This is a genomic window from Shewanella oncorhynchi (assembly GCF_012584455.1).
In the GTDB taxonomy this organism is placed as follows: domain Bacteria; phylum Pseudomonadota; class Gammaproteobacteria; order Enterobacterales; family Shewanellaceae; genus Shewanella; species Shewanella oncorhynchi.
This window is the reverse complement of sequence record NZ_JABAEB010000024.1, coordinates 15,413-31,038: the sequence shown is the minus strand read 5'-3', so window position 1 is coordinate 31,038 and position 15,626 is coordinate 15,413. Positions and strand designations below refer to the sequence as shown.

Below are 15,626 nucleotides of genomic sequence, written 5' to 3'. Positions count from 1 at the left end.
GTTCGAGTCCCGTCCGCTCCGCCAACATTAAGAGATAAGCCTCATCGAAAGATGAGGCTTTTTTCGTTATGGCGTTGTGGATAATCCGTCCCAGTGACGCACATGCTTCGGGCTCGAAGCACATGGTTATCCTCATACTCGGGCATCATTTAGATGAAATCCTTACCAGAATATGAATTTTTTGTTTTAAAGCTAAACCTATTCTATTAATTAGCAAAGTTTATCCATTCCCGAAAGCACAACTGAGTCATCTTCTGTGGCTCCTCAAGACATTAATGCTATCAAGCATTACATAACAATATCGCCATACCTATTGAAACAACGATTTGCCAATGTGTGCTGCCTCGGCCATGACTACATCTGCTCTATCGGATTCAATTTGATTCAAACGGTTGCTGTCTGATGGCACTAGGACGTGTTCCTGTAGTCGCCCAAAGCCAGCTACTTCATTTTCAAAACGATTGAGGGAAAGGATAGATAAGCGCACAGATGCAGCAAGGTGCGCTTAGGAAGGAGGGCTACAGGTTGTGCTCAGAATGTTTGCGATGGAGAACTTCAAGTAGTTCATCTTCGAGTTCGAAGCGTGTTTCCATGTTATGGGCGAGCTCAGATAGGTCTTTATCGAGTTGATATAATACGAAATCGTCTTGTGTTTCCGCATATTTATCGTTGAAATCTAATGCTGCATTCGTGGTTGGCGTTATCTTGGGCAATACTTGTTGCGCGAGCGTTTTGCTTGATTCGCCATATTCACTGCAGGCATTAACGACTTTATCATAGACCTCGAAATGTCCTTCGGACACATAGTCAACTAATAAGTCACAGAAAGATTTAACATGTTCGAACGAGGGAAGCGATTTTTCTGATTTACTGTAAGGAGGAAGCCCAGCAATTTGGCAGTAATGCACTAACAGTTTTCGACGGTTTTTTAGCCATTGATCAATAAGCCTATTTGAACCGCCCCACTTCTGTTCTGCTTTTTCGAGTTCTCTCAGCATGATGCATTCCATTTAAGTGCCAGCACATAACTCTAATGTAGGGACAAGTTGCTAATCGATCAACTCTTTTCATGCGAATTTGCGAGAATGACGAAATGGACAAACCAGCTGTTTCGTATCGAAAAATGCAAATAAAAAGCCCAACGATAGAAACCTATCGTTGGGCGAGTAAAGTTTATAGCAGGCTCGATGCGACGAGCTTCTTGATTGTTCTTGCTAGCGCAGACTTTTTATACCAAAGGCGGGGAACCGGCGCAACTTTTTTCTGTCTGAGTGTGACTTCGTTACGAATAAATGAGCAGTATGTTAGCTGGGTAACATTTTCTGGTTTATGCGGTCAAATCGACGCCAATGATGGGGAATAGCTCACATAAATTTGCACATAAAGGTTACATTATTCGCGTAAATGCTAAACTACCGACCCAGCGGATCTCAATAAGACTAGGAACCAAGCCCAATGGCAGAATTAAAGAATGATCGTTATTTACGCGCCCTACTAAAAGAGCCTGTCGATGTGACCCCTGTGTGGATGATGCGTCAAGCTGGCCGTTATCTTCCTGAATATAAAGCCACTCGCGCTCAAGCGGGTGACTTCATGTCTTTGTGTAAAAATCATGAGCTTGCCTGTGAAGTCACGCTGCAACCTTTACGTCGTTATGATCTTGATGCGGCGATTTTGTTTTCCGATATCCTAACTGTACCCGATGCTATGGGTTTAGGTTTGTATTTTGAGGCGGGTGAAGGCCCACGTTTCGAGCGCCCAACAGACACTATCGATGCGATCAAAAAGCTCTCAATTCCAGATCCAGAAGATGAGCTGGGTTATGTGATGAAAGCCGTTAGCACTATTCGCCGTGAACTGAATGGCGCAGTGCCGTTAATTGGCTTTTCTGGTTCACCTTGGACCTTAGCGACTTATATGGTTGAAGGTGGTTCGAGCAAAACCTTCGAAAAAATTAAGAAGATGGCTTACGCAGAGCCAATGGCATTACACATGCTGTTAGATAAATTAGCCGATTCAGTGATCCTATACCTGAATGCTCAAGTTGCTAACGGTGCGCAATCTTTGATGATATTTGACTCATGGGGCGGTGCGTTATCGCACTCTGCTTACCGTGAGTTTTCTTTGCGTTATATGCAGAAGATTATTGATGGTCTGACACGCTTTGCCGATGGCCGTAAAGTGCCTGTGACGCTGTTTACTAAAGGCGGTGGTTTGTGGCTAGAAGCGATGGCAGAAACTGGCTGTGATGCACTAGGTTTGGATTGGACGGTAGACATTGCCGATGCCCGTCGTCGTGTAGGCCATAAAGTTGCATTGCAAGGCAACATGGACCCATCTATGTTGTATGCGCCAATTCCACGTATCGAAGAGGAAGTTGGTCATATTTTAGCGGGTTATGGTGAAGGTACTGGCCATGTATTTAACCTAGGTCATGGTATTCATCAGCATGTCGATCCAGAACATGCTGGCGCCTTTATCAAGGCGGTTCATGCGCAATCAAAGCAATACCATAAATAATTTTTGGTTTGCGAAACAGGCCCGCTTGCGGGCCTGTTTTATATCCGACATTTGAATTTGATAGCGTTGGAGCTTCTGGCGAAGGTATCTTTATGGATTAGGTATGCGGTGGTTTCTATCGTCTGCTAGCTTAATTTTAAACAACGACTTGAATTCCCTATATTCACATACTGATTATGTGTGAATTATCTTGATAAAAAAGTAAAACTTATAATCGTTTAATTTATAAATTTTAATTTAAATCAAAGGTATAAAATTGATTTAATTGCATGAAAATGTCTACTTTAGCAACGACTAAAGCGAAGTGATGTTTAATACTATTCGCAAATGAGATATGTTGCATGGCGCAGTGAAGGATTATGCAAGGCCATCAATCAATTTAGTCATAACAAGCCGTGGTAAGAGATGCACATTGGCAAGAAAATAATGGTATTTATTGCGGGCTTTTGTCTCCCTGCGGTGGTAATTGTCTCCTATTGTCTTGGTTATTGGTACGACCATCGCGTCGAGCTATTACGTCAAGATAGTGCTAACCGTGAGCTTGCCAATATCCAGCAGCAGTTTCAAATTGATGTCGATCGCTTAACCTTTCTCACTAATATCTATGCCTTACCTTTGTCTCAATTAGATGAAGACCAACTTAAAAAGCTTGAATCCTCGTGGCGCGATAGCTCAATGTCAGCCAATCTGAGTTGGTATATTCTACGGCAGGGTGAATTGCACCCTTTTTTCCCCAATGAACGTCCCTTTGAGAATGATAAGTTACGAGAAATCGCCAATGCTATTGTCAGTGCCGATAAGCCCAGTGTTGCTGGCGCTTATTTGATGGGCAAGTATGCTTATGTCGTTACTTCCGTGGCTTCTGCGCCCAATGAATCTGTGCTGCTGGTACGCCAACTGACTGATAAAGACTTACTGGAATATGCTCAGGCCTTATTGGTGACTAAGGTGAGCATGAGCCATTCTCGCGAAGTTACGCCAACAGTTGATGGTGTGCACAGTGACGCGATTAACATTCCAAGTCTGTTAAAAGATAAGCCTGTCTACCTGCAAGTACTGTTTTCCGATGGTCCCTTTAGAGAGGTTAAATTTCAACTTGATTGGGTATCGCTCGGATTTATTCTCTTTGGTGTGTTTATTGTTGGTCTTGGTTATATTTGGCTGCGTTCGGGCTTACTCAAACCCTTTAAAAATCTGATGCATCAATTGGCGCTGGTCGATCCTATGTCCAGTGTCTATCAACCCGTTACAAGCGAGGGTAATGAAGAATTAGAAGTGCTCGCCAGCCGTGTTAATAGCTTGCTGGCAAGAATTTATCAGCAAAAAGAACGCGCGAAAATCACCTTAGAATCCATTGCTGAAGCGGTGATTTTGACCGATGTCGATGCCAACGTGATTTATATGAATCCGCGGGCCGAGTTGCTTCTCGATGTTGCTAGTTGCTATGCCATAGGTCAGAGCCTTGCGAGTCTGTTAAAGGCTGGGGAGCAGTTAAATCAGGCGGTTTTTACCTGCATTCGTCTCGAAGAATCAGCGCCGCAGGTCGAGAAAATCAAGCTATTAACTGCTTCGCCTCGGATTATGGAGCGCAGTATCAGCAATCTGCGCAATCACGATAAAGAAATTGTTGGAACTGTCGTGGTATTGCGGGATATCACTCAAGAAGAGTTGCTTAAACACCAGCTACAAAAAAGGGCAAATTTCGATAGCATTACAGGGCTGCTAAACCGTCAGGCATTTGATGAGCAGTTACCCCAATTTGCCGCTTCAGCCAAAACTATCGCCGTTTGTTACCTCGATTTGGAGCAATTCAAGTTGATTAACGACAGCTGTGGCCATACTGCAGGCGATCGTATGCTTGCTATGGTGGCTAAGGCCATGCAGGCTTGTCTTGGGCCACAGGAGCTATTGGCGCGCCTTGGTGGCGATGAGTTTGGTTTAGTGATTTGTAATCGTAGTGCCTTATCTGTGGCGCAATTACTGAAGCAAATGATCGCGCAAGTCTCCATGCAAGTGTTGAACGATAAAAACTGTAATTATAAAGTTGGCCTCAGCATAGGTGTTGCCTTTGGCCGAGCCCCCTATATTGATGCACAAGAGTTATTAAAAGACGCTGATATCGCCTGCATTGCCGCTAAAGCTAAGGGGGCTAATCAAATTCATTTTTACGATGATAAAGATAAAGAGCTCACCTACCAAAGAAATGCGCCTAAATGGGCGGTACGTATTGCGCAAGCGATTGAAGAAAACGAGTTGATCCTGTATTACCAACCGATCCGCGGACTAGGCAGTGGTCCGCAGCGACAACGAATGGAAATTCTGTTACGAATTCAAGAGCCCTGTGGCCGCATTTTGGCGCCAGCGCAGTTTATAGCCGCCGCTGAACGTTTTAAGTTGATGCCAGATATCGATAAAGAAGTCATCCGCAAAGCTTTTTTATGGTTGTCTTTGAACCCCGTGCTTTGGCCTGATCATTGTATTTCGATCAACCTTTCGGGCAATAGTTTAGGTGCCGAAGGTATGGTGGAATATATCGCCCAGCAGCAACACATTTTTGATATTCCAAGCCAATGTATTTGTTTTGAAATTACTGAAACCACCGCGATCCAAAATCGCAATCGTGGTATGGAAATGTTGAAGCAGTTACGTAAACTCGGTTTTTCATTTGCACTGGATGATTTTGGCAGTGGCTTTGCCTCTTATGGCTATCTGCGTGAGCTGCCCGTGGATTATGTCAAAATCGACGGCTGTTTTATTAAGAATCTCGCCGTGAATGCTAAAGACTACGCCATCGTTAAATCGATTCAGGATGTTTGTCGGGTTATGGGAATCGAGACTGTTGCTGAATTTGTTGAGAATCAGGATATTATTGACAGGTTGTTGAGCATAGGCATTAATTATGCGCAAGGTTATGCGATAGGGCGCCCGCAACCCTTAGCTAATTATCGTGAGCAATATGAGATGAGGCTTGCACAACGCGCGTGAAGGATTGCGCTTTTAGCGTGATTATGCCAATTTAGCAAAAGGCGTAATTAACATAGCGATAACAAAGGAATGACTATGGATGGACTCACTGGCAAGGTCGTGATCATCACGGGTGCCTCAGAAGGTATTGGTCGGGCGCTCGCAGTGGCAATGGCGCGAATGGGCTGTCAACTAGTGCTCAGTGCGCGTAATGAAACACGTCTCGCCTCACTCGCTTTAGAAATCGCTAATTATGGTCCGCCTCCTTTTGTATTTGCCGCCGATGTCTCCAGCCCAGAACAGTGTGAAGCCTTAGTTGAAGCTGCTGTTGCGCATTATGGCCATCTCGATATTTTGATTAACAATGCTGGCATGACTATGTGGTCACGTTTTGATGAACTGACTCAGCTCTCGGTGCTTGAAGACATAATGCGGGTGAATTATCTTGGTCCTGCGTATTTAACCCATGCCGCGTTACCGCACTTGAAAGCCAGTAAAGGCCAAGTGGTGGTTGTGGCGTCAGTCGCTGGATTAACGGGCGTTCCTACTCGCAGCGGTTATGCCGCTTCTAAACATGCTGTGATTGGTTTTTTCGATTCTTTGCGGATTGAATTAGTGGATGATAATGTGGCCGTAACTGTTATTTGCCCCGATTTTGTAGTGTCACAAATTCACAAACGTGCCCTCGATGGTGCAGGTCATCCTTTAGGTAAATCTCCGATGCAGGAAGCTAAGATACTGACGGCTGAGCAATGCGCTAATATGATGTTGCCAGTGATTGCAACTCGAGGCCGTCAACTGATTACTTCACTTCGCGGTCGTTTGGGGCGTTGGCTTAAGCTGATCGCGCCAGGCTTAATCGACAAAATTGCCCGCAGGGCGATCGCCTCCGGGCACTAATTTTTTTGCCACTACAAGCTATTTGCCACTCTTATTGAGATGCTTAATGATGGATTGTTCAGCTTCACTTTGGGTCGCTTTGTCCCCATAGATATCGATAGTCACAGTCGCGTTATGGCCCGTCATATCCTCTGCAATATGAAACCAATCTGGATGCCAGTAAAAGCTGGCTCCTTCTAGGGTTTGCCAGTTATGTACGCCTGATTTTTCACCTTGATAAATAAGATCTTTTATCGAATAACCCATATATTTACCCCATTAATTTCATGATTGTTAAAAATATAAGAAGCTAGATCGTGCACGTCATCTGAACCTAGGTATGTGCTTTACATCACATTTTTAGGTGAACATAAACCCCGCCAGAGCGAGGTTTATGAATAGCGTTAGTATCTTAGCGAGATTAAGGTTTAGCACACTTATGGTTTGGTGCACTGGGTTGGCGAACCCACACCTTTCCACTGTGTAGTGCCATCAGTGAGTGACAGGGGCACAAAGGTTAAACCTTGGCTCATATTGGCGGGTGGCAAGTCGGTTTCTAACTCATACATGCCCATGGAGATAGCCCCGGATGTGGCATTGGCGACCGTTTGCGAGGCTGCAAGGCTTGAGTAGTGCAGGCCTAACATATCGAAATGGCTGCGCCAATCTTTGCCTGTGAGTTTACTCAAAGACACTAGCATAAAGTCGTTGCCCGGAATATCTTTCACCGTTTTGCCACCGTAGACACTATTGCCTTCAAACGAAAATTGGCTAAAGCCCAGTTTGCTACGATTCGCTTCCCAATCACTGGCGTTATTCGCATATTTACCGAAAATACGACTGTGTTGATACAGCAAGGTAAAGAGATTAAAGCCATTGTTCAGAGTGGTGCCGTCACTGAGAGTCATGCCGTGAGCCTTAAGCGCCATTTGGATGTAAAACGCCATGCGATAACCGTTATGCACTGCATAAGCATTGCTGGCCCAAGGCGCAGTGTATCTGTCTTCACCAGCACCGAGCACCTTACAATTGGCGCCAAACACTACGCGTTTACCACTGGTGTCTGTTGTACCTGCGGCATCGGACATAAACACATAAAAGAGATCCTTGTGGTTCATGTGACCATCGGTCACTGTGCCTGTATTGCCGTCGCGCAGATAATGGGTTTTCCACTTCACCACATAGGGGAAGATATTGTTGGAGTTTTCCCCTGCGCGGCTGCCATAACCTGCCCAGTTATCATGATCACTTGCCGCAGCATATTGCACATTGAGACGGTTAGTTTGCAGATTGTGGCCTAACTCATGGTTATCCCCCCATCCCGTTGGGTCGATATTCCATGCTGCGTCCCAAGGGTTACCGCTACAACCTCCACCGCACTGGGCATTTTGGTCATAATTCGCGTGTTGAATGATAGTGCGGGTATGCAGACTATTATCGATACAGTCGTCGCCAAACAGTCCTTTGCAGACCGCTAGTACATCGGCGGGTAAGGATTCACTTAAGCTCTTGCCTTGGATCTTAAGTCCTGCAAGGGTGTAAACGCTGTTGATATGGTCATCGACAATACTTTTGAGTAGCGCGTTTACATCGGGCACATCCCCGCCGATGGCGTTTAAAAAGCGGTCGCGACGCAGATGCTGCTCGGCACCATCGGTACGCAAGTCCACATGGGGTAATTCGGTATTTTGGATACGATCGTTAAAGGCTGCTATTTCTGCAGGGTTTGAAAAATCCATAATGGTCGGATGTTTAGCCACATGCTCAGCGTTGACTTCGACACTTAACGCGCCGCCATCAGCACTCGAAGTATCACCACTGATATACAGATAAATCGGCCCGCCGTAGGGGGAAGAAAATTCAAGACTTTGTCCTTGAGCTAAGCGCAGGCGTTGCTGCGCCAACTCCAATGGGCCTCGGTAGATTTTCTGCTCATAGGCACGGTTGGTATTGCGTCTGTGGTAGTTGAGTTTGATCTCCACATTCGCAGCACTGCTATCGAGACGAGTGAGTTTAATGGTTTGTCCTGGCAGCGCATACCAGCCTGTGGTCGTCCATTGGCCTGCATAGGGCACGCTAATGGTTTTATGTTCTGTGACAGTCGCAGGATAAGTGTAGTGCGCATTGCTGCCCTTGCTGAGGTTAGCTCTGTCGGTAACATATTCACCTAAATCTGGCTGGGCTAAGTTATGGCTACGGGCATAGCTGACGGTCCAATCGGCAAACAGGGCCTGCTGCCACTGGGCGTATTCGCTGTAGGCTATGGGGTAGTCAATCTCGCTGCGATACTTATCGGCGAGCAGCAGTCCGGCCTTCATCAAGGGGAAGTCTGCTTTGGTAAACACATCGATAGCATGGTTATCTAAGGTTTCAGCATTGGCTCGATACCAATCGGCACCCGCCTTGAATGAGTCAACAAAGGCGGCAGTATTACAGCTCAAGTAATTGCCGCTGCAGTCGTTGAGTACTGAGGTGTCGAAGCGGCCTTCGTTAAGCTTACCGAGCAAATTATTCACTTTGGCCAGGGCGGTGTCTTCGACCAAAATGTCGGTCACACTGAGGTTATTGGTATTGAGTTTTGACCAGTAATTGCCAGAGGTAGAAAGCCCCATCTCAAGGTAAAGTGGCAACAGTATTGGGCTTTCATTACGCCAGTAGTTAGAGAGCAACAAGGGAATTCCTGCCGCTTTGGCCTTAGCGATCGCGGCTTTTATGCCTGCAAAACCCAAGGACTGACGGTCTATGTCACTAATGATAATCAGATCCGGTTTCAGTGTGTTGATACAGTTGCTTAACTCGCTGTAGTCACAGGTATTTGCTGTATTAAGGCTATGGGCTGCGGGGTAGTTGTTTGTGAGCCAAGTGCGGATCCCTTCATTATGGGGAAAGTACCAACTGTCAGCCTTGCTCGGCATTTGGGCGGTCACTATGCTGAGGCCGTCGGTTTTATCGGCACCTTTGGTCAGCCAGCCTAAAAGATTTTTCAATAAAGTATCGGTTTGCGCCGAAGTGTTGACGGAAAACAGATTCCCCGCCATGGCCGCATATCTTTGCCCCTGTTGCTCGCCCGCCATCACTAACCCACGAACGGCGCTTGCCCCACTGCCATCGACATTTGATGGCAAGATAGTAAAAGTGTTCTCCGGCATAAAGCTCGAAAAGGTAATTGAGTCATGGGTTGGATGCCAAGAGATGCTGCTACCGACACCTTGATATAGCTGATTTATCTGGGCTTTACGTTTGATGTCGATATTAGCGAGTTCTGCGATGCTGAAATCAATTAACTCACTCGCACTGGCAAGCCTGTGGTCTTGGTGTTTAATGGCATTTTCGGCATTACTGATAAATGTCGGCGTGATAGTGCAATCGGCCGTCATGGCCGCAGTGGTGTAAGTCAGCACATTGAGCGTGCCACCACAGCCAGTAATGCCCTCAAGCGTAAAGCCGGTATCGGCAGTAATGCTAAAAATAGCGCTTTTGCCAGACTCCACTTTTTGGCTGCTTGGACTCAGTGCGCCACCTATTACCGATAGGCTGCTGGCGGTGTATTGTACCAGCGCGGGAGGTTGGACTGGCGGCTGAGTGGGTGTTGTGGTCGTTCCAGCATCTTCTGAGCCGCCACCGCATCCGCTAAGCAGTATGGCAATGTAGGCATAAAGTAGTCTAATCCTCATGGGGAGTCCTTGAACTTTGTGTATTTAACATTTGGTTGACATTGTATCTTGTTGCTCCTGTTTTCAATAGAATTAATTATATAATTTTATTGAAAATCATGATGTTATATTTGACGCTTGTCAAAAAACAGGCACAAAAAAACCGGCTTCTTGCCGGTTTTTTAATAGAGATATTAATTAATCTTGCTGTTCACGTGCGATTGCGCGATAACCAATATCGGTACGGAAATACACATCATCCCAGTGAATTTCATCAACCAATTTATAGGCGGCTTTTTGCGCTTCGGTGACTGTGTTACCCAGTGCCGTCGCACACAATACGCGACCGCCGTTGGTAACGACGTGGCCGTTTTTCATCTCAGTGCCCGCATGGAACACTTTACCGTCGTTATCGCCAAGGCTGAGACCGTCAATCACATCAAATTTGCGATACTCATCTGGGTAACCGCCAGCAGCCAATACCACACCCACGGCTGCGCGCTCGTCGTATTCTGCGGTCACTTTATCTAACTCGCCACGGGTGGCGGCTAAACACAGTTCCACTAAGTCAGACTTTAACCGCATCATGATTGGCTGAGTTTCTGGATCGCCGAAGCGGCAGTTGTACTCGAGCACTTTGGCGCTGCCATCGGGCGATATCATCAAACCAGCATACAGGAAGCCCGTGTAGACATTGCCTTCTGCCGCCATTCCATCAACCGTCGGGCGAATCACGTTTGCCACAGTCCAATCGTGTACCGCTTGGGTTACCACAGGTGCTGGCGAGTAAGCGCCCATGCCGCCAGTATTTGGGCCGTAATCGCCGTTATCACGGGCTTTATGATCTTGGCTGGTGGCCATTGGTAGAATATTCTTACCATCGACCATCACGATAAAGCTGGCTTCTTCGCCCTTGAGAAACTCTTCAATCACTACGCGCGAACCCGCTTCGCCAAACTTGTTACCGGCGAGCATGTCATCAATTGCGGCATCGGCTTCGGCTTGGTTTTGGGCGATGATCACGCCTTTTCCGGCGGCTAAACCGTCGGCTTTGATAACCACTGGATAACCCGTTGTGGCCGTTAATTCACGCACGAAAGCTTTGGCATCGCTGATTTCAGTGCAGTTTTTATAACCCGCCGTAGGAATATTGTGGCGGGCTAAAAAGTCTTTAGTGAAGGCTTTTGAACCTTCGAGTTGGGCTGCGGCTTTAGTTGGGCCAAAAATCGCTAAACCTGCGGCGTTGAAGGCATCGACGACACCGATAACGAGTGGTGCTTCTGGGCCGACTATGGTCAGTTCAATCTTATTAGTTTTCGCAAAATCGAGCAGAGCAGGGATGTCGGTGGCGCTGATCGCCAGATTTTCAACATTAGGTTCTAGGGCTGTGCCCGCATTACCGGGTGCTACATAAACGGTAACAACTTGAGCCGATTGAGCGGCTTTCCAAGCTAGGGCATGTTCGCGGCCGCCGCCACCAATGATTAACACTTTCATGGTTAAAACTCCCACACATCGCAAAGGAAAAGGCCCTAATCGCTAGGGCCAAGTTTGATTTAAGTTGTTATCAATGACGGAAGTGGCGCATGCCTGTCATCACCATGGCCATGCCGTGCTCGTCTGCTGCTGCGATGATTTCAGCATCGCGCATTGAGCCACCCGGTTGGATGATGCAGCTAATGCCCGCAGCCGCTGCGGCATCGATACCGTCACGGAAGGGGAAGAAAGCATCGGATGCCATTACAGAGTTCACCACTTCTAAGCCTTCATCTGCGGCCTTGATGCCGGCGATTTTAGCGCTGTAAACGCGGCTCATTTGGCCAGCGCCGACACCGATAGTCATGCCGTCTTTGGCATAAACGATAGCGTTAGATTTAACGAATTTCGCCACTTTCCAGCAGAACATTAAGTCTTTCAGTTCGCTTGCAGTCGGTTGACGTTTAGAAACCACTTTGATGTCTTCTAAACCGACCATGCCTTGGTCACGATCTTGCACTAACAAGCCGCCGTTAACACGTTTGTAGTCTAAGGTTTGGGTCTTAGTGTTCCACTGACCACATTCCAATAAACGCACGTTGGTCTTCTTGGCAACCACATCGCGCGCCGCTTGGCTAACGCTTGGGGCGATAATCACTTCAACGAATTGACGCTCAACGATCGCACTCGCCGTCGCCGCATCTAATTCGCCGTTGAAGGCGATAATGCCACCGAAGGCTGAGGTTGGGTCAGTTTGATAAGCGCGGTTATAGGCATCGAGTAAGTCTTTACCTAATGCCACACCACAGGGGTTAGCGTGTTTAACGATAACACAGGCGGGTTCCAAGAATTCTTTTACGCACTCAAGGGCGGCATCGGTATCGGCAATGTTGTTGTAAGACAAGGCTTTGCCTTGCAACTGAATCGCGGTAGCCACAGAAGCTTCATCAATTTTAGTGTCAACATAGAAAGCCGCCGCTTGATGGCTGTTTTCGCCATAGCGTAAGTCTTGTTTCTTCACTAATTGGGTGTTGAACGTGCGTGGGAACTTAGAATCAGCAAAGCATTCGTCCGTGCTGTGTGCAGGAACCATAGTACCGAAGTAGTTGGCGATCATGCCATCGTAACCCGCAGTGTGCTCAAAGGCCGCAATCGCTAAGTCGAAACGCGTCGCATGGGTCGTGCTGCCATTGTTAGCCGTCATTTCTGCAAGTACGCGATCGTAATCGGCCGCATTAACGACTATGGTAACGTCTTTGTGGTTTTTTGCCGCCGCGCGCACCATAGTTGGGCCGCCAATATCGATATTTTCGATAGCGTCTTCTAAGGTACAACCGGCTTTAGCCACAGTTTCAGCGAAGGGATAAAGGTTAACCGCAACTAGATCGATGGCATTGATATTGTTATCGGCCATCACGCTTTCATCAAGACCGCGGCGCGCCAAAATGCCGCCGTGCACTTTAGGGTGCAGCGTCTTAACGCGACCGTCCATGATCTCAGGGTGTCCTGTGTAATCAGATACTTCGATAACAGGCACGCCGTTATCCGCTAACAAGCGAGCGGTGCCGCCAGTTGATAACAATTCTACACCTTGGGCGTGAAGTGCTTTGGCGAACTCGAGAATTCCGGTTTTATCTGAAACGCTTAACAGCGCGCGACGAATGGGTCTGGCATTATTTGCAGCAGTCATTTGGGTACAGGGTCCAGTTATTTTAGTTTCAAGGATCTTTCGGAAAACAGAACAGCCTTAACGCTGTACTGCTTTCCAAAAGTCCCTTGGTCCTATTTTTACTTTATTAGTTAACTTTTTATCCCTTCGTCACAGCGCGCGTATTCTAGCGTAAAACTCGATTTACGGGTGTTTTTTCTGCGTGATTTCACAATATTCATATCAGAACAAAGCGGCATTGCCGTCTTGGCTTTCAGTAAAGTTAAAATTACCTCTTGACCTTGGAGTAGGCTCCAAGGTTTATACTTGCATTATTGAGTTGTATGCTGGAAATGATCCCTGAGTTGTGGGCTATTTCGCAAAGGATGAAGACATGTATCGTATTGGTGAATTGGCGGATTTATGTGAGGTGAAAGCCGACACGTTAAGATTCTACGAGAAGCACGGCCTACTCGCGCCGTCGAGCCGTACTGAGTCTGGCTATCGAGTATATACCGAGGCCGATGCTGCGCGATTACGCTTTATTTTACGGGCGAAAGCTGTGGGTTTTACCCTCAATGAAATCAGTGAATTGCTGTCAATTGAACTCGATAAATCTAACCGAGTCTGTGCCGATGTAAAAGGCATGGTTGATTGTAAATTGGCTCAAGTACAGGCAAAAATTGCTGAGCTGAATCATTTTCAAGCGAGTTTACAAAGCTTGTCTGATGCCTGTTGTGGTGGGCCACGTAGCGCCGAACATTGCTCTATTTTAGAGGCGTTGGAGTCCAGCACTGAGCGGGTACGCGTTGAGCATCATTCTCATAATGTAAATCAGTACCAAACGCACCAGAATCATCACGGCAAAGCCATTTATGAAGAGTCAGGGAATTAATTATGTTACTGAAGAATTTTATTGATCTGTTTTTAGACTCGGCGCCTTGGTTGTTACTGGGCCTGATTTTAGCTGGGCTATTAAAAGTATTCGTGCCAATGGCGTGGATGCAAAAGCAGCTCGGTGGTCACGGTTTTAAAACCGTAGTGAAAGCGGCGCTGCTTGGCGCACCTTTACCTTTGTGTTCCTGCGGAGTGATCCCCGCCGCCGTAGGGCTGCGTCGCTCGGGTGCTTCTAAAGCGGCCACCACCTCCTTTTTAGTCTCAACCCCTGAAACGGGCGTCGATTCCATCGCGGTTTCTTATGTGTTACTCGGCCCCTTTATGGCGATCGTCAGACCGATAGCAGCGATTACCAGTGCGATTGTGGCGGGCTTACTCGTTGGCCGTGATGATGACGATGGCAAGTCAGTGGTTAAGGTAGAAACTCAATCAGATAAGCCATTAGAGGGTGAGGCGTCTTGCTGCGCCTCAAAATCAGTGGCTCAGCCAGAGATGGTAAAAGCCGAAGCGGTTAAAAGCTGCTGCTCATCGACTACGCCTGCGATAACGCCCGTAAAGTCTTCCTGCTGTGGTAATGACAATGTTGATGCGCCTGCAGCCGAGCCAAAGCCGAAGATCAAAATGACGCCTATGGCGGCGCAGAGCTTAATGGCGGGTCCTTCAAGTGTTATGGCTGTTGGCGGTCAAACCATGGGATCTGCTCAAACTATGGGTTCTGTGGTTAAGGTTAACGCTGCTAAAGCAGAAAGCGTGGGGTCATGTTGTGGCAGTCAAACCACAGAGCCTGAAAAAATAGTGGTGGTGAAAAAAGGCGCCTGCTGCGGCAGCAGTGCTAAGGATGCAGAGCAGGTGAGTACTAACACTGCAGGCGATAGCTGCTGTGCCTCTACTCAAGATATGGCGACTGAATTTAAGTCGCAATCGGTACTCAGTCGTATCGGAATTGGCCTTAAATATGCGGCAACGGATTTAGTGCGTGATACTACGCTGTGGCTGCTGGTGGGCTTATTTTTCGCAGCTCTGGTACAAACCTATGTGCCGGCTGACTTTTTGGCTAAATGGGGCGATGGCATTCTGGCTATGCTAGTGATGGTGCTCGTTTCTGTGCCTATGTATATTTGCGCGACCGCATCGACACCGATTGCCGCTGGATTATTACTGGCGGGAGTGTCACCGGGTGCTGTACTCGTGTTTATGATGGCAGGTCCGGCAACCAATATCGCGACTTTAGGCATAGTGGCTAAAGAGCTAGGTAAACGTGCGCTGTGGGGCTACCTTGGCGGTGTGATTGGCGTGGCCTTAGTGGCCGGTATGTTGGTCAATTATCTGGTTAATACCTTTGGTTTTGTGGTGATGCCACAAATTGGTGAAGAGCACCAAATGTTACCTCAATGGTTAGTGGCAACCTCTGGCATATTGTTGGCGTTACTCATGGCAAAAGTGGTTTTTGAGAAGATCCCAAGAAGCTGGGTTCGCCGCAACGATTGCTGTTCTTAGTCGATTCATATTCCGCTAAGCAGTATCAAACAAATAAACATCCCAGTGTTGTTGCTAACACTGGGATTTTTTATGGGATTGATTTGCAAACC

General features: G+C 47.2%; 10 protein-coding genes. 5 read left to right on the top strand and 5 right to left on the bottom strand.

The genetic code is table 11. The annotated features are described in order from the left end of the window. Nucleotides 1–518: 518 nt before the first annotated feature. Entirely contained in the window at nucleotides 519–998 is a 480-nt protein-coding gene (rsd, locus tag HGO26_RS22190; RefSeq protein WP_211086001.1) for a sigma D regulator, read from the bottom strand. A 457-nt stretch (nucleotides 999–1,455) separates the two neighbouring features. Here rsd and hemE point away from each other — a divergent pair, with 457 nt between their 5' ends. From hemE to HGO26_RS22170, 3 genes are all read left to right on the top strand, one after another. Next, nucleotides 1,456–2,520, top strand: coding sequence for a uroporphyrinogen decarboxylase (gene hemE, locus HGO26_RS22180; protein ID WP_006079904.1), 1,065 nt, complete (start codon nucleotides 1,456–1,458; stop codon nucleotides 2,518–2,520). Nucleotides 2,521–2,925: 405 nt separating this feature from the next. Further along, on the top strand, nucleotides 2,926–5,505 hold the full coding sequence (locus tag HGO26_RS22175; protein ID WP_105250392.1) for a putative bifunctional diguanylate cyclase/phosphodiesterase: 2,580 nt from the start codon (nucleotides 2,926–2,928) through the stop codon (nucleotides 5,503–5,505). Nucleotides 5,506–5,580: 75 nt separating this feature from the next. Beyond that, on the top strand, nucleotides 5,581–6,384 hold the full coding sequence (locus tag HGO26_RS22170) for an SDR family oxidoreductase (RefSeq protein ID WP_168827793.1): 804 nt from the start codon (nucleotides 5,581–5,583) through the stop codon (nucleotides 6,382–6,384). An 18-nt stretch (nucleotides 6,385–6,402) separates the two neighbouring features. Here HGO26_RS22170 and HGO26_RS22165 read toward each other — a convergent pair whose 3' ends face one another. The 4 genes from HGO26_RS22165 to purH form a co-directional block, all read right to left on the bottom strand. Beyond that, on the bottom strand, nucleotides 6,403–6,630 hold the full coding sequence (locus HGO26_RS22165) for a hypothetical protein (protein WP_168827792.1): 228 nt from the start codon (nucleotides 6,628–6,630) through the stop codon (nucleotides 6,403–6,405). Between the two features lie 170 nt (nucleotides 6,631–6,800). Then, a complete protein-coding gene (locus HGO26_RS22160; RefSeq protein ID WP_168827791.1) occupies nucleotides 6,801–10,037 on the bottom strand; it encodes an ImpA family metalloprotease in 3,237 nt (1,078 codons plus the stop codon). Between the two features lie 177 nt (nucleotides 10,038–10,214). Continuing rightward, the gene (gene purD / locus HGO26_RS22155) at nucleotides 10,215–11,513 is read right to left on the bottom strand and encodes a phosphoribosylamine--glycine ligase (protein ID WP_168827790.1); all 1,299 of its coding nucleotides are present in this window, start codon (nucleotides 11,511–11,513) and stop codon (nucleotides 10,215–10,217) included. A 70-nt stretch (nucleotides 11,514–11,583) separates the two neighbouring features. Beyond that, on the bottom strand, nucleotides 11,584–13,182 hold the full coding sequence (gene purH / locus HGO26_RS22150) for a bifunctional phosphoribosylaminoimidazolecarboxamide formyltransferase/IMP cyclohydrolase (RefSeq protein ID WP_131524202.1): 1,599 nt from the start codon (nucleotides 13,180–13,182) through the stop codon (nucleotides 11,584–11,586). 352 nt (nucleotides 13,183–13,534) lie between these two features. On the opposite strand from purH, the gene zntR reads away from it, so the two are divergent. After that, nucleotides 13,535–14,035: a Zn(2+)-responsive transcriptional regulator gene (zntR, locus tag HGO26_RS22145; RefSeq protein ID WP_168827789.1), complete on the top strand. Its 501-nt coding sequence runs from the start codon at nucleotides 13,535–13,537 to the stop codon at nucleotides 14,033–14,035. A gap of 2 nt (nucleotides 14,036–14,037) precedes the next feature. Further along, nucleotides 14,038–15,534, top strand: a complete 1,497-nt coding sequence (locus HGO26_RS22140) for an SO_0444 family Cu/Zn efflux transporter (RefSeq protein WP_168827788.1) — start codon at nucleotides 14,038–14,040, stop codon at nucleotides 15,532–15,534. The last annotated feature ends 92 nt before the right edge of the window (nucleotides 15,535–15,626 follow it).